19 protein-coding genes are annotated in these 20,799 nt (G+C 33.1%); 11 read left to right on the forward strand and 8 right to left on the reverse strand.

The features are described from left to right. Nucleotides 1-38: 38 nt before the first annotated feature. On the reverse strand, nucleotides 39-1,277 hold the full coding sequence (locus tag HMPREF2897_RS09215; protein WP_002490056.1) for an LCP family protein: 1,239 nt from the start codon (nucleotides 1,275-1,277) through the stop codon (nucleotides 39-41). Between the two features lie 806 nt (nucleotides 1,278-2,083). On the opposite strand from HMPREF2897_RS09215, the gene HMPREF2897_RS09220 reads away from it, so the two are divergent. Next, nucleotides 2,084-3,286, forward strand: a complete 1,203-nt coding sequence (locus HMPREF2897_RS09220) for a serine hydrolase domain-containing protein (protein WP_002446141.1) — start codon at nucleotides 2,084-2,086, stop codon at nucleotides 3,284-3,286. A 156-nt stretch (nucleotides 3,287-3,442) separates the two neighbouring features. On the opposite strand, the gene rihC is transcribed toward HMPREF2897_RS09220, so the two are convergent. From rihC to folD, 7 genes are all read right to left on the reverse strand, one after another. Continuing rightward, nucleotides 3,443-4,351: a ribonucleoside hydrolase RihC gene (rihC, locus tag HMPREF2897_RS09225; protein ID WP_002446142.1), complete on the reverse strand. Its 909-nt coding sequence runs from the start codon at nucleotides 4,349-4,351 to the stop codon at nucleotides 3,443-3,445. Between the two features lie 180 nt (nucleotides 4,352-4,531). Next, nucleotides 4,532-4,822: a cytochrome aa3 quinol oxidase subunit IV gene (gene qoxD, locus HMPREF2897_RS09230; protein ID WP_002446143.1), complete on the reverse strand. Its 291-nt coding sequence runs from the start codon at nucleotides 4,820-4,822 to the stop codon at nucleotides 4,532-4,534. Beyond that, on the reverse strand, nucleotides 4,819-5,424 hold the full coding sequence (qoxC, locus tag HMPREF2897_RS09235) for a cytochrome aa3 quinol oxidase subunit III (RefSeq protein WP_001831738.1): 606 nt from the start codon (nucleotides 5,422-5,424) through the stop codon (nucleotides 4,819-4,821). Before qoxC ends, qoxD begins: the two co-directional genes overlap by 4 nt. Beyond that, a complete protein-coding gene (qoxB, locus tag HMPREF2897_RS09240; RefSeq protein WP_002446144.1) occupies nucleotides 5,414-7,402 on the reverse strand; it encodes a cytochrome aa3 quinol oxidase subunit I in 1,989 nt (662 codons plus the stop codon). The genes qoxC and qoxB overlap by 11 nt, the downstream gene beginning before the upstream one ends. Further along, entirely contained in the window at nucleotides 7,402-8,526 is a 1,125-nt protein-coding gene (gene qoxA / locus HMPREF2897_RS09245; protein WP_001831736.1) for a cytochrome aa3 quinol oxidase subunit II, read from the reverse strand. The genes qoxB and qoxA overlap by 1 nt, the downstream gene beginning before the upstream one ends. Before the next feature lie 536 nt (nucleotides 8,527-9,062). Continuing rightward, complete coding sequence (locus HMPREF2897_RS09250; RefSeq protein ID WP_001831741.1) at nucleotides 9,063-9,380, reverse strand: DUF5011 domain-containing protein; 318 nt, start codon at nucleotides 9,378-9,380, stop codon at nucleotides 9,063-9,065. A 373-nt stretch (nucleotides 9,381-9,753) separates the two neighbouring features. Continuing rightward, a complete protein-coding gene (gene folD / locus HMPREF2897_RS09255; RefSeq protein ID WP_002457465.1) occupies nucleotides 9,754-10,614 on the reverse strand; it encodes a bifunctional methylenetetrahydrofolate dehydrogenase/methenyltetrahydrofolate cyclohydrolase FolD in 861 nt (286 codons plus the stop codon). A gap of 204 nt (nucleotides 10,615-10,818) precedes the next feature. Here folD and purE point away from each other — a divergent pair, with 204 nt between their 5' ends. From purE to purH, 10 genes are read left to right on the forward strand one after another with little or no spacing between them, the layout of a single operon-like run. Continuing rightward, nucleotides 10,819-11,301, forward strand: coding sequence for a 5-(carboxyamino)imidazole ribonucleotide mutase (gene purE / locus HMPREF2897_RS09260; RefSeq protein WP_070593045.1), 483 nt, complete (start codon nucleotides 10,819-10,821; stop codon nucleotides 11,299-11,301). Then, on the forward strand, nucleotides 11,288-12,415 hold the full coding sequence (purK, locus tag HMPREF2897_RS09265) for a 5-(carboxyamino)imidazole ribonucleotide synthase (RefSeq protein WP_070593046.1): 1,128 nt from the start codon (nucleotides 11,288-11,290) through the stop codon (nucleotides 12,413-12,415). The genes purE and purK overlap by 14 nt, the downstream gene beginning before the upstream one ends. Then, a complete protein-coding gene (purC, locus tag HMPREF2897_RS09270; RefSeq protein ID WP_002486585.1) occupies nucleotides 12,416-13,120 on the forward strand; it encodes a phosphoribosylaminoimidazolesuccinocarboxamide synthase in 705 nt (234 codons plus the stop codon). Next, nucleotides 13,120-13,380 (forward strand): phosphoribosylformylglycinamidine synthase subunit PurS, encoded by a 261-nt coding sequence (gene purS / locus HMPREF2897_RS09275; protein WP_002446149.1) that lies wholly within the window; start codon nucleotides 13,120-13,122, stop codon nucleotides 13,378-13,380. Before purC ends, purS begins: the two co-directional genes overlap by 1 nt. Before the next feature lies 1 nt (nucleotide 13,381). Continuing rightward, nucleotides 13,382-14,053 (forward strand): phosphoribosylformylglycinamidine synthase I, encoded by a 672-nt coding sequence (gene purQ / locus HMPREF2897_RS09280; RefSeq protein ID WP_002475236.1) that lies wholly within the window; start codon nucleotides 13,382-13,384, stop codon nucleotides 14,051-14,053. Further along, entirely contained in the window at nucleotides 14,046-16,235 is a 2,190-nt protein-coding gene (gene purL, locus HMPREF2897_RS09285) for a phosphoribosylformylglycinamidine synthase subunit PurL (protein ID WP_002496507.1), read from the forward strand. The genes purQ and purL overlap by 8 nt, the downstream gene beginning before the upstream one ends. After that, a complete protein-coding gene (gene purF / locus HMPREF2897_RS09290; RefSeq protein WP_002446152.1) occupies nucleotides 16,214-17,698 on the forward strand; it encodes an amidophosphoribosyltransferase in 1,485 nt (494 codons plus the stop codon). The genes purL and purF overlap by 22 nt, the downstream gene beginning before the upstream one ends. After that, nucleotides 17,691-18,722 carry a phosphoribosylformylglycinamidine cyclo-ligase gene (purM, locus tag HMPREF2897_RS09295; protein WP_002446153.1) on the forward strand — a complete coding sequence of 344 codons (1,032 nt, stop codon included), beginning with the start codon at nucleotides 17,691-17,693 and terminating at the stop codon, nucleotides 18,720-18,722. The genes purF and purM overlap by 8 nt, the downstream gene beginning before the upstream one ends. Continuing rightward, nucleotides 18,722-19,288, forward strand: a complete 567-nt coding sequence (gene purN / locus HMPREF2897_RS09300; protein WP_002475231.1) for a phosphoribosylglycinamide formyltransferase — start codon at nucleotides 18,722-18,724, stop codon at nucleotides 19,286-19,288. The genes purM and purN overlap by 1 nt, the downstream gene beginning before the upstream one ends. Nucleotides 19,289-19,304: 16 nt before the next feature. Further along, nucleotides 19,305-20,783, forward strand: a complete 1,479-nt coding sequence (gene purH, locus HMPREF2897_RS09305; protein WP_002475238.1) for a bifunctional phosphoribosylaminoimidazolecarboxamide formyltransferase/IMP cyclohydrolase — start codon at nucleotides 19,305-19,307, stop codon at nucleotides 20,781-20,783. Nucleotides 20,784-20,799 lie beyond the last annotated feature (16 nt).

The raw sequence follows: 20,799 nt of genomic DNA on the forward strand, positions 1-20,799 counted from the left end.
CCTTTTAAGTATATTTACCACATAAGTTTATATAGCTTTTATTGTGCGTAAGGATAATTGTCATTATTTATCATACCATTTTCACCATTGTCCTGATTGTTGTATTGTTGATTTGGATACTGCTCGTTCCCGTTTAAAGTATTTTGGTCTGTTTGTTCGTTAGTTTGATCTTCTTCATCATTATTTTGTGATGAAGAATCAGACTCTTTCTGACTATCAGTCGATTCCTTTTGGTTCTTACGTAATAAGTCTTCATCTAATTCTGTTAGGGGTACGAGTGAACCATATCGTTTAATGACTCTTTGATCTAAGAAATCGTTTTTGTTTGTTATTTTAGATAAACCTAAATCATTACGTAAAAGATTTGAATATTCCATAATACTTTTTACGCTTGGGTGGTAATAGTATATATCATTTAAGTAGTCATCCTTACCTTTAAGTTGTGATGTTTTAATTTCAGTGTTACCACCAAGATACATTTTTGCTAGAGACTTAATTTCTTTCTGAGTTAAATTATGTTTAGCATTTTTCCCTACAATACTAATAACATTGTCAAGTTTATCTATAGAATTTAAATTTTGAGCTTTTTGGAACAATATTTTAATAAGTTCCATTTGTCTTTGACCACGTTTAAGGTCTGAATCATGATGTCGAGTTCGAGCTACAGCTAATGCTTGGTCGCCGTTTAGCTTTTGGTATCCTTTTTTGATTTTAATTCTACCAGTATCATCACTGTTAGGTTCATTTAGATTATACGGTACGTCATAATATATACCACCTAATTCATCAACTGCTTCAACAAAGGCTTTCATATTAATACGCACATAATAATCTACCGGTACATTCATTGTTGCTTCAACTGAATCCATAGCAGCAAGAGGTCCACCATATGCATGCGCATGTGTTATTTTATCGTAATAGCCAACTTTAGGTATATAACTGATTGTATCTCTAGGTATGCTTAGCATTCTTATTTGATGCTTTTTCTGATTAAAAGTAGATAATATCATAGCATCTGACCTAGAATGTTCTACACTTTGCCCGTTTTTTTCTCTACCTTCATTATCGTCTATACCTAAGAATAAAATTGATATAGGTTGTTTTTCAGGATCAACTTTTGTATCTCTTAAAGTAGACTTTCGTTGAGAATCTTTAGTGTTTTGAGATGACTCAAATGCAGATTCTGAACTTTGATATAATTGAGTAGCAAAAATAATTGGAACAACGAGGAGACCAAAAGATAATAATATTAAAAAATATTTTAAAAATTTGTTCATTGTTAGTACTCCTAGTTAAATTTTAAATATTTCACAAATGATTGATACATAAAAAGTTATGATTTATTAAGTACACTATAGCCTTAAATTGTATTACTTTATTAATCAAATTACAACTCTCATCAACATTTTATTATTACAAAATATTATTGATGAATGATTATAACATTGAGTTAAACAACTTATTGCTTAACTTAATTTTCATATAGTACCAAAGTACTATAGATTTATTTTTAAATAAGTGTATTATCTAATTAAAGTGATTTGTTTATGGCTTTAAGTTATAATAAACTTTAGCTTAATAGCTATAAACATTGTTATAACAAAGCGCAGACGGATTAGTTGTTCATAAAATATATATGTAAGTAATATACTTTAATTACGAATCTTAAATCTGATAATCAAAAAAGTATTTATTAATTAATATAGTAGTTAGATATATTATAACGTTCTTGAACAAGTATGTGTATTCATTGACGTTATGAATATCATAATATTAGTTGCATTGTAATTATTAAAAGTAACTGGATATGTCAAAGATAACCAGAGAATTATGAATTTACAGTTAAAATATTTAAAACTTTCTAATCGGTTAAGTGTAGTCGTGTGATTAAATAAAAAAGTCATTACCATTTTAGCTAGCAAAATATATAAGCATTTATTTTAGATATCTCATCAGGTAATTATTTATTCAAGTGTTTTGGGGTTTAACCTTAAAAATGATAACGAATAATATAATATATTGACATATGATGTGAATAGTCAACAAAATTTTAAGACATTAAAGTGTGAGGCAAACAATAAAGATGAAATTAAATAAATTTAAAATCGTATTTTTTATTATCGTATTATTAACTTTAGTCGTGTCAATAGGTATATTAGGTGTTGAATGGACAAGACACCTAGAATTAAAAAAACAAACGTTAAGTCAAGAAAGTGGAAATACGAATTATATTGAAAAGAGAGATAAGACAGCTGAGAAGCCTAAAAAACTAAAAACTAAATATGACAAAAAAGATCCCATTTCTAAATCGATAAACAAATATTTAGAAAAAACTCAATTTAATGGAACTGTAGCTGTATTTGATAATGGAAAAGTGAAAATGAATAAAGGATATGGTTATCAAGATATAGAGAAAGGTAAAAAGAACACTGCAAATACAATGTATTTAATAGGATCAGCGCAAAAATTTACAACAGGTTTAATGCTAAAGCAACTTGAAGTCGAAAATAAAGTGAATTTGCAAGATTCAGTCACTAAATATATTCCTTGGTTTAAAACAAATAAAGAAATTACAATTAAAGATTTAATGTTACATAAAAGTGGACTATATAAATATGAAGCTTCAACTAATATCAAAAATTTAGAACAAGCTGTTAGAGCAATTCAAGCTCGAGGTATTGATGATACAGTTTATCATAAGCATCAGTATAATGATGCTAATTATTTAGTTTTAGCTAAAGTTATTGAAAATGTTACTGGAAAACCATATGTTAAAAATTATTATGAACGATTAGGTAATAAATATAATCTCAAACATACTGCTTTTTATGACGAAAAACCTCTTCAAAGTGAGATGGCAAAAGGTTATAAGTTTAAAAATAATACTTTTTCATTCCTTAAACCTAATATATTAGATCAATATTATGGAGCTGGTAATTTATATATGACGCCACATGATATGGGCAAATTAATTTATACATTGCAACAAAATAAAATCTTTAATGCGCGTCAAACTCGACCTATTTTACATGAATTTGGGACTCAAGAATATCCAGAAGAATATAGATATGGTTTTTACATAACTCCGTATTTAAATAGAGTCAACGGGGTATTCTTTGGTCAAATTTTTACTGTTTACTTTAATGATCGTTATATTGTCATTTTAGGGACGAATGTAAGTAATACACCTGGATTAGTAAGTAATGAAAACAAAATGAGACATATTTTCTATAATATTCTTGACCAGAAAAAGCCTTATAATACAGCAGGTGTTAAAGTTGAGTAATTGTAATTTTGTTAATAATGGATTAGACTCGTTATTTTTTATTTACAAGGTTAGTCTTCAATAAATTATATATAACGAATGCCCGGGACTTCAATGTGAAGTGTAACCGGGCATTTGTTATATGATTAATAAAATAACATTCAAATTGCAATTTAATTATTTACAATAAGAAAGGGCGTTTAAGAATAAATCCTCATACTGTCTTTCAACAGGACTTAAAACAACTGTACAATTGGGATACTCCGTATTAAAATCTACCACTGTGGCTCCTCTTGTAAAGTTGCCACTTAATTCTATTTGAGTATACGCCTCCTTGACATTAAAGGCTTCTGGATCCAACAAATATAATATAGTGAATACATCGTATAATTTGAATCCTATATCAAAATCTTCACTCTTATAGTGCTGAAATAAATTATATAACATGCTTGAAGTTGCATTTGTATCTTTGAAGTCTTTTACAAAATGGTGAGTAAACAATGCTTCACGAGCCAAATCAAGACCAATCATAGTCAAAGGTAATCCAGAGTTAAATACAATTTGAGCAGCTTCTGGATCACAATATATATTAAATTCAGCTAAAGGCGTTACATTGCCTCTACCGGTACTACCACCCATTAAAACAATTTCCTTAATAAATGGTTGAACTTCAGGATAACTAGTTAAAAGAATAGCGATATTTGTAAGTGGACCTATGGCAATCAAGGTTAAAGGTTCTTGAGTATTTACTAATAGATTTCTCATTGCTTCAACTGCATGAATCGATGTTAAATCATCTTGATTTATTTGTGGAAAATTGTAACCATCCATACCAGACTCACCATGAATTGATGTAGCTCCAAAAATGTCATTAATCAATGGTTGGGATGCGCCTCTATGTACAGGAACAGAACTATTAAAAAACTTTTTAAGCTTTAGTGCATTTGCTGTCGTTTTCTCAATACCTACATTACCATTCACAGTTGATATCATTTTAACGTCAAATTGAGGGTGTGACAGTGCGATACTAATTGCTGTAGCATCATCTATACCAGGATCTGTATCAATTATAATGGGAATAGACATATCATCATCTCCGTATATCGTAATAATTAAAGCATAACATGGTATGGGATTGTTACGATATAAAAAGAGCCTGAGACTTAAAAGTCTCAGGCTCTTTGCATATAAGGTGGAAATGAATCAATAAAGAACAAATATATTCAAATTCATTCTTTATTGAAATCAACCTTGGGAAACTCATCTTTATAAGTGAGAAGAGTGTCCACCTTGCATTACCCAATATGTTCCAATAACAGTTATTAAAGTAATGATAATTGCAAAGATAACTTTGAACGATTGTAAACGTCCATCTTTACCTTCAGTTAAATGCATGAACATTAATAATTGAAGGGCAGCTTGAATGAAAGCAAAACCAAAGATGATAGTTACCTTAGCATGGAATGTCATATTAGTGTATAGAGTTACAAAAACTGCTAAAAGCGTTAGTACGATAGAAGCAATAAAACCTACTGTATGTTTTACGATTGTATTCATCCGCTATACACCATCCCTATCATATATACGGCAGTAAAGATGAAGACCCAAACAACATCTAAGAAGTGCCAGTATAAACTTACTATAAATAATTTAGGAGCATTGTATGAATCCAAACCACGAGTTCCGATTTGAATTAACAAACAAATAACCCAAACAATACCTAATGATACGTGTGCACCGTGCGTACCTAGTAATATAAAGAAACTAGACCAGAAGGAGCCAATAGTTGGGTTAACACCTTCAGAAGCATAGTGTGCGAATTCGTAAATTTCAAAACCTACGAATACAAGACCTAGGATAACTGTGATAATCATCCAAAACATCATTAAGTTTTGCTTTTCTTGTCGCATGTAGTAAATTGCAATACCACAAGTATATGAACTAATTAATAATGCAAAAGTCATTATTAAAATCAAATGTAATTCGAATAAGTCGGTAGTTAATTTACCACCATATCCGCCACCATGTTGTAACGTTAATAACGTTGCAAATAGGGTACCGAATAACGCAAATTCAGCTGTAAGGAAAATCCAAAAGCCAAGTTTATTTAATTCGCCTTCGTGTGTACGAGAATCAATAGTATTTGCATCATGACTCATGACTTACAGCCTCCCTTTCTTTAATTCGAGCTTCTCTTAAACGAGCTTCAGTTTCTGCAACTTCTGAAGCAGGGATGTGGTAACCATGATCAATTTGGAAACTTCTCCAAATCATAGTAATGAAAATACCTGCTAAACAGATAAGTGCTGGAACAATAGATTCGAAGATTAAGAAGAAACCACCAATAGTCATAAATATACCCATCCAGAATCCTACTGGAGTATTGTTTGGCATATGAATATCTTTGTAGTTATGGTTGTCTAAATAATGACGACCATGTTCCTTCATATCAACGAATGTATCGTAGTCATTCCAATCAGGAGTGATAGCAAAGTTGTATTTAGGTGGAATAGCTGATGCTGTAGACCACTCTAAAGTACGACCAAGTCCATCCCAGTTATCTCCAGTAGCTTCACGTGGAGCTTTGATATGACTATAAACGATACTTGCAACTAGGAATAAGAATCCAATTGCCATCAATAATGCACCGATAGTTGAGATGAAGTTTAGTAACCACCAACCATCAGAAGGCATGTAAGTGTATAGACGACGTGGCATACCATCTAAACCTAGAATGAATTGTGGTAAGAAACAAACGTTAAATCCGATCATGAAGAACCAGAAGCACCATTTGTTTAATGTTTCATTTAACTTGTAGCCCATCATTTTTGGATACCAGAAGATTAAACCAGCTAAGCAGGCAAATACTACACCAGTAACCAATGTATAGTGGAAGTGAGCTACTAAGAAATAAGTATTGTGATATTGATAGTCAGCTGATGCCATTGCAAGCATTACACCAGTAACCCCTCCTAATAAGAAGTTAGGGATGAATGCTAATGAGAATAGCATTGGTGACTCAAATGTAATTCTACCTTTATACAATGTGAGCAACCAGTTAAATAGTTTAACTCCGGTTGGAACACCGATTAACATTGTTGAGATAGAGAAGAATGAGTTAATTAACGCACCATTACCCATAGTGAAGAAATGGTGAACCCAAACTAAGAAACTTAAGAATGCGATACCTGCAGTTGCCCAAATCATACTTTGATGACCGAATAAACGTTTACGGGCAAAAGTAGGGATGATTTCTGAGTACATACCGAATGCTGGCAAAATAACGATATAAACTTCAGGGTGCCCCCATACCCAGAAGAAGTTTGCCCAAAGCATTGGCATACCGCCATTTGCTACAGTGAAGAACTGAGTTCCAAAAATTCTATCAGCAGTCATTAAAGCAAGTGCTACAGTGAACACTGGGAATGCTAATATAACGATTAATGTTGTAATGAATGTTGTTACACTGAACATTGGCATTTGCATAAACTTCATTGTTGGTGTTTTACATCTTAGAATCGTAACAAAGAAGTTGATACCAGTCATTAACGATCCGATACCAGATATTTGAATTGCAATTAAATAATAGTTAACACCTGGACCTGGACTGAATTCACCAGCAAGAGGTGCGTAGTTAGTCCAACCAGCAGCTGGTGATCCACCTACAATAAATGATAGGTTGAATAAAATCATACCAGCGAAGAATAGCCAGAAACTAACGTTATTCATTACAGGAAAGGCAACATCGCGTGCACCAAGTTGTAATGGAATAACAACATTCCATAAACCAAAGATAAATGGCATAGCCATAAATATAATCATAATTACGCCGTGCGTAGTAAATACTTCATTATAGTGGTTTGCTTCCAAGAATTTATTATCTGGAATTGTTAATTGAGTACGTAACATTAACGCATCGATACCACCACGAACGAACATTAATACGGCAGAAATTAAATACATGATACCGATTTTTTTATGGTCTACGGATGTGAACCATTCTTTATATAGATATTTCCATAATTTGAAATAAGATATAACTGCTATAAGGCCGATGACTAAGAATGGCGCAGCAATTTGTGCTGAGATAATCATCCAATTTCCTTTAACTAGTAGTTGATCCCATGGAAAATTCATTAATGTCCACCTCCATGATCATCGTGTTCTTTTTTGTGAAGTTTAGACGCATTTTCGTCTTTTGCTCCCTTAGAAATTTTTTCCATTTCTTTAGAGTTATGATCCTCTTCTTTTTTGAACTCATTATCGTATTTTTCATTGTTGCCGAGAATCATAGGTTTCATACCATGACGTTCATAGTTAGGGTTTGTTATATGAACCTTACGAGCAGGTTTGATTGGTTTATCTTTTACATCTTTGTATAAATCCTCTTCAGCTGTGAAGTTAGGATCTTTTTGTTCAAAGTTGTAACGTTTGTAAGCGTAGAAGATATACTCTGGATCAGCCGCAGGGTCAACAAACGCCATATGTGTACCACTGAATGTTAATTCTTTGTTAGAAGTGCTTGGTAAGAGTTGCTTATCAAAAGTATCTTGACTTAAAGTTTTCTTACCTTTAGCTTCTTTTACCCACTTATCAAAATCATTTTGACTTACAGAGTGAACTTTAAATGTTTGACGAGAGAATCCCTCACCATTGAAGTTTGAGTTACGACCTCTGAAAGTACCTAATTGATCAGCTGTTAAAGTCCAATTCATAGTCATACCAGTCATGGCATATTTCTGACCACCTAATTGTGGAATCCAGAAACTTGTCATTGTATCCATAGATTGAAGCTTGAATACAACTGGTCGATCTTTAGGAATTGTTAATGTGTTAACAGTTTCAATATGTTGATCAGGGTAGGCAAAGAACCATTTATAGCCAGCACTTACTGCATAAACGACAAGTGGATCTTTGTCTTTTTCTGGTGGTTTTTCATAATCGTATAAAGTTTTAACTGTAGGAATAGCTAAAGCAATTACGATTAAAATAGGTACCACAAACCAAATTGTTTCAATTAAAGAATTGTGGTGCATCTTACCAGATTCGCTATTCTTTTTGTAGCTATATTTAAAAATAAAAATAGCGAACATGGAAAGCACTACAGCAACAATAACAAGCATGAAGATTATTGAATAGATAATCAAGAATTTCTGACTGCTTGCTACTGGCCCTTTTGCATTAAAAACTTCTATATTTGAACAACCACTAAGTAAAATTAGTGTGCCAAATAATAGAAGCAAAGACTTAAATTTTGACACTTTTTTTGACCTCCTAATACTACAAATGTAGGGCTTACCAATAATTTTAGTTTATTACACAATATTTACAAGAGTATGTTCAAAAAAAATTACTTATTAATATAATTGAGGTCTGTTAGTCCTAGATATGACGGGGTTTGTAAGATTTGTTAAAATTATGTGTACATTTTGTGAAAATAGACAAATTTAGCAAAATTACATGTAATACAACACATTATTGATAAATCTTATCAATTAGATACAAAAAAGGAATATTACTTATAGAAAAATATAATCTTATATAGAAAGAATTAAGTAGAAGAATTTGTCTATAAGATGTGTCTGATTTTAGGTAGGCTAATATTTGGATATATCGTTTTAGTTTATTGATTGAATGTTCTCTTAAGTGATGCATAGTCATATGAAATAATTTCTAATTACAAAAATAAACGCTTATACAATTCATTTTTGTATAAACGTTTTCGTAATTTATATTTCATTAAAATGTATAATAGGTAGAAATTAAACAAAGATTATGTGTGATTAAGAGGAGAGGTTCATTTTACTTCAATATTTCTTATAGAAGTTTTTTCAGCACCATCAGAATCGGTAACTTGGTATTTCACTTTATACTTACCTGCTTTGGATGTATCAACTTGACCATCAATTTTGATTTTATGAGTAAGATCGCCGTCTTCTTTATCGTAAGCACTTATGCCTTTAAGTAAATTATATTCTTGTCCTTTTTCAATAACGATATCGTTAACACCTTTTAATTGAGGTTCAGTATTAGTAGTGGCTTCTGCATTTAAATTGGGTGTCACTAATGTAGCTGAAACTCCAAGTGCTGATAATGACTGTAGTAATTTGTTCATAACTTAACCTCCGTGTATTGAATCATCTATAATTTAAGTTTAATATACCCTATTTTTATTTTGCCGACATCATACTATGGTCTTAATATAACTTAATCAACATAAAAATTAAATCCTTTTTTATGAAAATTTGATAAAGATTATGTAAATTGTGAATTGTTTGAAAACATTTACTGAAATTGAATTCGAAGTTTAGTGCTCAATTAATAAGTATTGTGAATTAGACGAAAATTCGTTGTTATATTAAATGATTGATAAAGAAAAAATAGAATAAAATTAACTCATAAACTTATGTTCAACACATTTATGAGTTGGAAGTAAGACAGAAAAAGTCCATGACTACGTATTCATGTCACGGGCTTTTTCACTGATATTATTTTGTTAAGCCACGTCTTAATTTCTCTGCAAGAAGTGTGTTATTAAGTACCATTGTAATAGTTAAAGGACCAACACCACCTGGTACCGGAGTAATTGCACTAGCTATTTCTTTTACTTCATCATATGCTACATCTCCTTTTAATTTACCATTTTCATCAGGTGTATTACCAACATCTATAATTACTGCGCCTGCTTTAACATTTTCTTTAGTAACTAAACCAGGTTGTCCTACTGCGCTAACAATCACATCTGCTTGTTTTAAGTGTGCATTCATATTTTTTGTACGTGAATGTAAAATCGTAACAGTTGCGTTAGCTTGCAACAATAACTTTGAAACAGGTTGGCCAACAATATGACTACGACCAATAACAACTGCATTTTTTCCTTCTAAATTAATATCTGCGTGTTTTAAAATTTCCATAATACCTAGGGGTGTACATGGTACAAAGGTTTGCTCATCAATATACAATTTTCCAATATTTATTGGATGGAAACCATCTACATCTTTGTTCGGATTGATAGTTTCAAGTACTTTTTGTTCGCTTACCTGTTTAGGTAATGGCACTTGAACTAAAATACCACTAACAGTATCGTCATTGTTTAATCGATTAAGTTCGCTTAAAACTTCTTCTTCTGACGTGGATTCGTCTAAGTGAACAATTTCAGATATCATTCCAATTTTTTCTGCTGCTTTTTTCTTTGATTTTACATAACTTTGGCTTGCACCATCATTACCAACTAATATGACTGATAATTTTGGAGTAAAACCATGTTCTTTTAATTCATTGACTTGATTTTTAAGTCTCTGTCTATATTCTTTTGCTATTTGCTTACCATCTAAAATTTTAGCAACCACCTTAAATTCCTCCTAATTGTTAATTAATATCTTAACTTTAACATTAATCAAAAAGAAAATGATAGTCAAAATACGTAAATTAATATTTAAATAAGTGTTAAAGTTCGATTTTTGATTGAAAAATACCGAATGGATTGTTATGCTATATGTGTAATATACAACTATTCCTAATAACAATCCAAAAGTTTCGAAAGGGTGTACAAAGTGAAAGTAGCAGTCATTATGGGCAGTTCCTCAGATTGGAAAATTATGAAAGAAAGTTGTTCGATGCTTGAAGAATTTAAAATACCGTACGAAAAGAAAGTCGTTTCAGCTCATCGTACGCCTCAAATGATGTTCAATTTCGCTCGTCAAGCACGTCAAAATGGTTTTGATATCATCATTGCCGGTGCAGGGGGAGCAGCACACTTACCTGGAATGGTAGCTTCCATGACAACATTGCCTGTGATTGGTGTACCAATCGAATCTAAAAGTCTAAAAGGTTTAGATTCATTACTATCTATCGTCCAAATGCCTGGTGGTATACCAGTTGCAACCACAGCAATTGGAAAATCAGGTGCTAAAAATGCTGGGATATTAGCGGCAAGAATGTTAGGAATAACAAATGAATCAGTTCAAAATAATTTGGAAAATTATGAAAAATCTTTAGTCGCAAAAGTGGAGGAAATGCAAAATGAACTTCAGTAAACTTAAATTTGGCGCGACAATAGGAATCATTGGCGGAGGGCAGTTAGGAAAAATGATGGCTCAGTCGGCTCAAAAAATGGGTTATAAGGTGATTGTCTTAGATCCTAATGAAAGTTGCCCATGTCGCTATGTCGCACATCAGTTTATTCATGCAAATTATGATGATGAGCAAGCCTTAAATCAGTTAGGTGAAAATTCTGATGTTGTTACTTACGAGTTTGAAAATATTTCGTCTGAACAATTAAAAAAACTCACTCAGTTATATCATATTCCTCAAGGTTACCAAGCTATTGAACTATTACAAGATAGGCTAACCGAGAAGCAAACATTACTAGAAGCAAATACTCAAATTGTTCCCTTTATACAAATTCAAACAAATCAAGACTTATTAAAAGCCATAGACAAATTAGGCTTTCCGTTCATAGTGAAAACACGTTTTGGTGGATATGATGGTAAAGGACAAATTTTGGTAAGAGATGATTCGGAATTAGACGAAGCATACCAGTTAGTTGAGAAGCAAGAATGTGTTGCTGAACAATATCTCGATATTAAAAAGGAAGTATCTCTTACAGTAACAATTGGAAATGAACAACAAACAACATACTTTCCTCTTCAAGAAAATGAGCATCAAAATCAAATATTATTTAAAACAGTCGTTCCGGCAAGAACTGATAAAGAATATGAAGCACGGAAGGAAGTTGAGAAAATCACTCGCGCAATACATTTTGTTGGAACCTTTACAGTAGAATTCTTTATTGATAAAGAAGATAACTTATATGTAAATGAAATTGCACCTAGACCACATAATTCTGGACACTATTCTATAGAAGCTTGTGATTACTCACAGTTTGATACACATATTCTAGCCATAACTGGTCAAAAACTTCCGCAAGCTATTGAATTATTAAAGCCAACAGTAATGATGAATTTATTAGGTCGGGATTTGGATTTGCTTGAAAATGAATTTAGCAGACACCCAGATTGGCATATTCACATTTACGGTAAGAAAGAAAGAAAACCTGATAGAAAAATGGGACATATGACTATACTGACGGATGATGTCAATCAAACAGAACAATATATGTTAATGAAATTTGAAGGGAGAGACAAGTAAGTGTCATTGTTATATGAAGGTAAAGCTAAAAGAGTATTCACGACAAATATTGATGGTCAATTACGAGTTGAATATAAAGATGAAGTAACAGCAGGAAACGGTGCAAAAAAAGATACTATGATTGGCAAGGGTAAGTTAAATAATCAAATTACTTCTATTATATTTGATTATTTAACTCATAATCATATTGACAATCACTTTATTAAACAACTATCACAAACAGAACAACTCGTCCAACAAGTTGATATTATACCTTTAGAAGTAGTTGTTAGAAACATTGCCACTGGTTCGATAACAAAGCGTCTTGGTTTTAAAAAAGGGCATAAATTTGAAGAACCTTTAGTAGAATTCTTCTACAAAAAAGATGAACTTAATGATCCGCTTATTACTGATGACCATGTAAAATTACTCGGCATAGCGAACGATGAAGAAATAACACAACTTAAACAAATGGCTAAAGACATTAACCAAGTACTGATTCAATTGATGAATGAAATGAGTTTGAGACTTGTAGATTTTAAGGTTGAATTTGGTAAAACCAATAGTGGAAAAATTTTACTTGCAGATGAAATCTCTCCCGACACTTGCAGAATATGGGATAAAAATACGGATACTAACTTTGATAAAGATGTATATAGAAACAACACTGGCTCGCTTATTGAAACTTATCAAACATTTTTAAATAAATTGGAGGATCTTAAATAATGAAAACGATTGAACTACATATCACTTTACAACCACAGGTTTTAGATACACAAGGACAAGCTTTAAACCGAGCAGTTCACGATCTTGGTTATGAACAAGTGAATGACATTCGAGTAGGTAAAGTTTTGTATATGACAGTTAATGAACCAACTGACGAAGCTGTTGATAATATTATTACGACACTAAGTGAAAAGTTATTTGCCAATACAGTCATTGAAGAATATAGCTATAAAGTTATTGATGAAAAGGAGCAAGCATAATATGAAATTTGCAGTTCTTGTGTTCCCTGGTTCAAACTGCGATAGAGACATGTATAATGCAGCTATTAAATCAGGTGTTGATGCAGCATATGTCGATTATCGTGAAACGACTTTAGATGGTTTTGATGGTGTTTTAATACCTGGTGGTTTTTCATTTGGTGATTATTTGAGATCAGGAGCTATGGCAAGTGTTGCTCCGATTATTAAAGAAGTTAAGCGATTTGCGAAAGAAGGTAAGCCTGTTTTAGGAGTATGTAATGGGTTTCAAATTTTAACTGAGATTGGATTGTTACCAGGCGCATTACTTCATAATGACTCACATTTATTTATTAGTAGAAACGAAAATTTAAAAATTACTAATAATCAAACACCTTTTACGCATTTATATATGAAAAATGAGAATGTTGTTTATCCTGTAGCACATGGTGAAGGTCATTATTATTGTACTGATGAAATATATCGTGAACTCAACGACAACAATCAAATTATCCTTAAATATACGAATAACCCTAATGGATCTTATGAAGATATTGCAGGAATAGTTAATAAAGAGGGTAACGTTTGTGGGATGATGCCACACCCTGAACGCGCACTTGAAACATTGTTAGGAACAAATAGCGGTGTGAAATTGTTTGAATCAATGGTGAAAAGTTGGAGGGAACAAAATGTCTAAATTTATTGAACCAAGTAATGAAGAGATTAAACTTGAAAAACTTTATCAAGATATGGGATTAAGTGATAAAGAATATGACAAAGTGGTTGAAATTCTTGGTAGAGAACCCAACTTCACAGAAGTAGGAATTTTCTCAGTGATGTGGAGCGAACATTGCTCATATAAACATTCTAAACCATTTTTAAAACAATTTCCTACGACAGGAGAGCACGTATTAATGGGACCAGGAGAAGGTGCAGGTGTTGTAGATATAGGCGATAATCAAGCCGTAGTATTTAAAGTCGAGTCTCACAATCATCCATCTGCAATTGAACCTTATCAGGGTGCGGCAACTGGAGTTGGAGGTATTATTAGAGATATTGTTTCAATTGGTGCTCGTCCAATTAATTTACTAAATAGTCTTCGTTTTGGTGAGTTAACTGTAAAACAAAATCAACGATTACTTAAAGGTGTTGTAAGTGGTATTGGGGGATATGGAAACTGTATTGGCATTCCTACTACGGCTGGAGAGATTGAATTTGATGAACGCTATGATGGTAATCCATTAGTCAATGCTATGTGTGTAGGAATTATTGATCATGATATGGTCCAAAAAGGAACAGCTAAGGGTGTTGGTAATTCCGTTATATATGTAGGTTTAAAAACTGGGCGTGACGGTATTCATGGCGCAACATTTGCATCTGAAGAACTTACTGAGGAAAGTGAAAGTAAAAGACCTTCAGTACAAATTGGTGATCCATTTGTAGGCAAAAAGCTAATGGAAGCAACATTAGAAGCAATTACCTTTGATGAACTAGTAGGTATACAAGATATGGGAGCAGCTGGTTTAACTTCATCTTCATCTGAAATGGCAGCTAAAGGTGGTAGTGGTTTACATTTAAGACTTGATCAAGTTCCAACAAGAGAACCAGGAATTTCCCCATATGAAATGATGCTTTCTGAAACACAAGAAAGAATGCTGTTAGTTGTAGAAAAAGGTACAGAACAAAAGTTTTTAGATTTATTCAATAAACACGAACTAGATAGTGCAGTAATAGGCGAAGTAACAGACACTGACAGATTCGTGCTTACATACGATGATGAAGTGTATGCAGACATTCCTGTGCAACCTCTTGCTGATGAAGCACCAGTGTATATTTTAGAAGGGGAAGAAAAGGAATACAATACATCTAAAAACGATTACAGCGATATAGATGTACATGATACATTTATCAAGTTATTACAACACCCAACAATAGCATCTAAACATCACTTATATGAACAATATGATCAACAAGTAGGGGCAAATACAATTATTAAGCCAGGTTTACAAGCTTCAGTTGTGCGCGTAGAAGGAACACAAAAAGCTATTGCTTCAACTATAGATGGTGAAGCACGTTATGTTTTCAACCAACCTTATGAAGGTGGAAAAATGGTTGTTGCTGAAGCCTATCGAAATTTAATTGCAGTCGGGGCGACACCATTAGCTATGACTGATTGTCTAAACTATGGTTCTCCAGAGAAGAAAGAAATCTATCAACAATTAATAGATTCCACTAAAGGGATGTCAGAAGCTTGTAAAGTGCTTCAAACTCCTGTAGTTTCAGGAAATGTTTCATTATATAACGAGACACGTGGAACCTCTATCTTCCCTACACCTGTCGTAGGAATGGTTGGTCTTATTGAAGACGTGAGCTATCTAAAAGAGTTTAAACCTAAAGCAGGAGATAAAATTTATTTAGTTGGTGAAACACGTGATGACTTTGGTGGTAGTCAATTGGAAAAATTGTTGTATGGATCAGTTAATCATGAGTTCGAATCTATTGATTTAAGTGATGAAGTTTCAAAAGGAAAATCAATCAAACAGGCTATTCGTAATGGCATTGCATCTCATGTACAAACGGTTGGTAAGGGAGGCTTATTAGTTACTTTAGCTAAAATTAGTGCCCATTATCATTTAGGTATGCAAGCTCAATTAGATGTGACCAATGCACAATTATTTAGTGAAACTCAAGGACGATATATTGTGATTGTTAAAGAAGGGCAAACGTTGGATATAGATCAAGCTCAAGAAATTGGGCAATTAACTCATCAGCAGTCATTTGATATATCAAACTCAGACGTAAAAATAAAAGAAAACGTTTCAGATATCAAACAAAAATGGGAAGGGGCTATAGTTCAATGTCTAACTACTCAGGATTAAATGAAGAATGTGGCGTTTTCGGTATTTGGAATCATCCTGAAGCAGCACAGTTAACATATATGGGTCTACATAGTTTGCAACACAGAGGTCAAGAGGGTGCAGGTATTGTAGTTTCAAATCACGAAACGCTAAAAGGTGAACGAGGATTAGGCTTATTAACTGAAGCAATTAAAGACGAACATATGTCAAATATAAAAGGTTATCCACATGCGATAGGACATGTTCGTTACGCAACCTCTGGTAATAAAGGCATTGAAAATATCCAACCATTTTTATATCACTTTTATGATATGAGCGTAGGTATATGTCACAACGGTAATTTAATTAATGCTAAATCACTACGTCAAAATTTAGAAGAACAAGGTGCGATTTTCCATTCTTCTTCTGACACTGAGGTCATTATGCACTTAATTCGTCGCAGTAAGGCGCCGACATTTGAAGAAGCATTGAAAGAGAGTTTGCGACTCATTAAGGGTGGATTTACTTTTGCAATCCTAACAAAAGATGCATTGTACGGTGCAGTAGATCCTAATGCTATTCGACCATTAGTAGTTGGAAAAATGGAGAACGGTGCTTATATTTTAGCAAGTGAAACATGCGCGATTGATGTTTTAGGTGCTGAATTTGTACAAGATATCCATGCAGGTGAGTATGTAGTTATTACGGATGAAGGTATAGAAGTTAAGACATACACAAGACAAACGACAACTGCAATATCAGCTATGGAATATATTTATTTTGCGAGACCTGATTCAACGATTGCTGGAAAAAATGTTCATGCAGTACGAAAAGCATCAGGTAAACGTTTAGCACAGGAAAACCCAGCAAAAGCAGATATGGTAATAGGCGTACCTAATTCATCATTATCTGCAGCAAGTGGCTATGCTGAAGAAATAGGACTGCCATATGAAATGGGACTAGTTAAAAATCAATATGTTGCTCGAACTTTTATACAACCCACTCAGGAATTAAGAGAGCAAGGTGTACGTGTAAAACTGTCGGCTGTTAAGGATATTGTTGATGGTAAAGATATCGTACTTGTAGATGATTCGATTGTTCGAGGTACAACGATTAAACGCATAGTTAAAATGCTTAAGGATTCAGGAGCTAACCGTATTCACGTAAGAATTGCTTCTCCCGAATTTATGTTCCCTAGTTTTTATGGTATTGACGTATCTACAACAGCTGAACTCATCTCAGCAAGTAAGTCTCCAGAGGAAATTAAAAATCATATTGGTGCAGATTCTCTTGCTTATTTAAGTGTTGATGGCTTAATCGAGTCTATAGGACTTGATTATGATGCGCCATATCATGGCTTGTGTGTAGAAAGTTTTACAGGTGATTATCCAGCAGGACTTTACGATTATGAAAAAAATTATAAAAAGCATTTAAGTGAACGTCAAAAATCATATATAGCTAATAATAAACATTATTTTGATAGTGAGGGAAATTTGCATGTCTAAAGCATATGAGGAATCTGGTGTAAATATTCAAGCAGGATATGAAGCAGTTGAGAGAATAACAAGTCATGTTGAACGTACATTGCGTAAAGAAGTATTAGGTGGTTTAGGTGGATTTGGTGCAACATTTGATTTGTCCCAATTAAATATGAAAGCGCCAGTTCTGGTATCAGGTACTGACGGTGTGGGTACAAAGTTAAAATTAGCAATTGACTATGGAAAGCATGACACAATTGGTATTGATGCTGTCGCAATGTGTGTAAATGATATTTTAACAACAGGTGCTGAGCCTTTATACTTTTTAGACTATATTGCCACGAATAAAGTAGTGCCAAGTACCATAGAGCAAATCGTTAAAGGTATAAGTGACGGTTGTGAACAAACCAATACGGCACTTATAGGCGGTGAAACTGCTGAAATGGGAGAAATGTATCATGAAGGTGAATATGATATTGCTGGTTTTGCAGTAGGCGCTGTAGAGAAAGAGGACTATATTGATGGTTCGAATGTTGAAGAAGGACAAGCAATTATTGGTTTAGCTTCAAATGGTATTCATTCCAATGGTTATAGTCTAGTCAGAAAAATGATAAAAGAGTCAGGAGTTCAATTACATGATCAATTTAATGGTCAAACCTTTTTAGAAACCTTCCTTGCACCAACAAAATTGTATGTAAAGCCTATTCTTGAATTAAAGAAACATGTTGATATCAAAGCGATGAGCCATATTACCGGTGGAGGTTTTTATGAAAATATTCCGCGTGCCCTTCCTAAAGGTTTATCAGCAAAAATAGATACACAATCATTCCCAACGTTAGAAGTCTTCGATTGGCTTCAAAAACAGGGCAACATTTCAACGAATGAAATGTATAACATATTTAATATGGGCATTGGATATATAGTTATTGTTGACAAAAAAGATGTTCAAACAACATTAACAACGTTACGTGCAATGGATACAACTGCATATGAAATTGGTGAAATTATAAAAGATGATGATACACCTATTCATTTATTGGAGGTAGAATAGTGACCAATATCGCGATTTTTGCCTCAGGATCAGGTAGTAACTTTGAAAATATCGTAAAACATATTCAATCAGGGCAATTGTCTGGTATCAATGTAACGGCATTGTATACAGATAATGAAGGGGTACCCTGTATTGATAGAGCTAAAAATTTAAATATTCCAATTCATATTAACAAGCCAAAAGACTTTTCATCCAAATCTTTATATGAACAGCATCTACTTAAATTATTATCCAGTGAGGAAGTTCAGTGGATTGTATTAGCTGGTTATATGAGATTAATTGGACAAGACTTATTACAAGCTTATGAAGGACGGATATTAAATATACATCCCTCATTATTACCTAAATTCAAAGGTTTAGATGCCATAGGACAAGCGTTAGAGAGTGGAGATACTGTCACTGGATCAACTGTCCATTATGTAGATAGTGGGATGGATACGGGAGAAATTATTGAACAACAGCAATGTGATATAAAACCGGACGATACTAAAGAACAATTGGAAGATAGAGTAAAACATTTAGAATATGAACTTTATCCAAGAGTTATAGCTAAAATCATTAAATAGAGGAGTATCTTATAGAATGAAAAAAGCAATATTAAGCGTTTCTAATAAAAGTGGAATTGTCGAGTTTGCAAAAGCATTAACTAACTTAGACTATGAACTGTATTCTACGGGTGGTACAAAACGTGTATTGGAAGATGCGAATATCAATATTAAGTCCGTGTCAGAGTTAACACAATTTCCAGAAATTATGGATGGTCGTGTTAAAACACTACATCCAGCTGTCCATGGTGGTATTTTAGCTGATCGAGATAAGGAACGTCATTTAGAGCAATTACGAGAACAACATATTGATTTAATTGATATGGTAGTGGTCAACCTATATCCTTTCCAACAGACTGTTGCTCAACCTGAGGTAACAGAAACTGATGCAATAGAAAATATTGATATCGGTGGACCTACAATGTTAAGAGCAGCTGCTAAAAACTTTAAACATGTTACAACTATCGTACATCCTTCCGATTACAACGAGGTTATTGAGAGAATTAAAAATCAACAATTGGACGAAGCATATAGAAAATCGCTAATGGTTAAAGTTTTCCAACATACAAATGAATATGATCATGCTATTGTTAACTATTTCAAAGATAATAAGGAAACACTAAGATATGGTGAAAACCCTCAGCAATCTGCATATTTTGTTAGAACATCTGATAGCAAACATACGATTGCTGGTGCAAAACAATTACATGGTAAACAATTGAGTTTTAATAATATTAAAGACGCAGATGCAGCGCTCAGTTTAGTAAAAAAATTCAACGAGCCAACTGCTGTAGCAGTAAAACATATGAACCCGTGTGGAGTAGGAATTGGACAGTCGATTGATGAAGCATTTCAACATGCTTATGAAGCGGATAATCAATCAATATTTGGTGGTATTATAGCATTGAATAGAACAGTAGATGTTAAATTAGCTGAAGCATTACATTCTATCTTTTTAGAAGTAATTATTGCACCTCAATTTACTGAGGAAGCTTTAAAAATATTGACACAAAAGAAAAATATTCGTTTATTACAAATAGATATGACAATTGATAATGCTGAACAAGAATTTGTTTCCGTTTCAGGTGGTTACTTAGTACAAGATAAAGATAATAAAGATGTGACTCGAAACGACATGACTGTTGCTACCGACACTCAACCTACAGAAGCACAGTGGGAAGCTATGCTGCTAGGTTGGAAAGTTGTAAGTGCCGTTAAGAGTAATGCAGTGATATTGAGTAACAACAAACAAACAGTTGGTATAGGTGCAGGACAAATGAATCGTGTAGGTTCCGCTAAAATTGCAATCGAAAGAGCAATAGAAATTAACGATAATGTTGCGCTTGTTTCAGATGGTTTCTTCCCAATGGGAGATACAGTTGAATATGCGGCCGAACATGGTATTAAGGCAATTATTCAACCAGGTGGTTCAATTAAAGATCAAGATTCTATTGATATGGCTAATAAATATGGCATTACAATGGTTATGACAGGTATGCGTCATTTTAAACATTAATTTTTGAAAAGAAAGG

The organism is Staphylococcus sp. HMSC065D05, assembly GCF_001813195.1.
GTDB classification, from domain to species: Bacteria; Bacillota; Bacilli; order Staphylococcales; family Staphylococcaceae; genus Staphylococcus; species Staphylococcus epidermidis.

Bases quoted from the DNA above. Each gene is read 5' to 3' on its own strand.
- HMPREF2897_RS09215 (WP_002490056.1), bottom strand. From the start codon at position 1,277: ATGAACAAATTTTTAAAATATTTTTTAATATTATTATCTTTTGGTCTC.
- HMPREF2897_RS09220 (WP_002446141.1), top strand. From the start codon at position 2,084: ATGAAATTAAATAAATTTAAAATCGTATTTTTTATTATCGTATTATTA.
- rihC (WP_002446142.1), bottom strand. From the start codon at position 4,351: ATGTCTATTCCCATTATAATTGATACAGATCCTGGTATAGATGATGCT.
- qoxD (WP_002446143.1), bottom strand. From the start codon at position 4,822: ATGAATACAATCGTAAAACATACAGTAGGTTTTATTGCTTCTATCGTA.
- qoxC (WP_001831738.1), bottom strand. From the start codon at position 5,424: ATGAGTCATGATGCAAATACTATTGATTCTCGTACACACGAAGGCGAA.
- qoxB (WP_002446144.1), bottom strand. From the start codon at position 7,402: ATGAATTTTCCATGGGATCAACTACTAGTTAAAGGAAATTGGATGATT.
- HMPREF2897_RS09250 (WP_001831741.1), bottom strand. From the start codon at position 9,380: ATGAACAAATTACTACAGTCATTATCAGCACTTGGAGTTTCAGCTACA.
- purK (WP_070593046.1), top strand. From the start codon at position 11,288: ATGAACTTCAGTAAACTTAAATTTGGCGCGACAATAGGAATCATTGGC.
- purS (WP_002446149.1), top strand. From the start codon at position 13,120: ATGAAAACGATTGAACTACATATCACTTTACAACCACAGGTTTTAGAT.
- purQ (WP_002475236.1), top strand. From the start codon at position 13,382: ATGAAATTTGCAGTTCTTGTGTTCCCTGGTTCAAACTGCGATAGAGAC.
- purL (WP_002496507.1), top strand. From the start codon at position 14,046: ATGTCTAAATTTATTGAACCAAGTAATGAAGAGATTAAACTTGAAAAA.
- purF (WP_002446152.1), top strand. From the start codon at position 16,214: ATGTCTAACTACTCAGGATTAAATGAAGAATGTGGCGTTTTCGGTATT.
- purM (WP_002446153.1), top strand. From the start codon at position 17,691: ATGTCTAAAGCATATGAGGAATCTGGTGTAAATATTCAAGCAGGATAT.
- purH (WP_002475238.1), top strand. From the start codon at position 19,305: ATGAAAAAAGCAATATTAAGCGTTTCTAATAAAAGTGGAATTGTCGAG.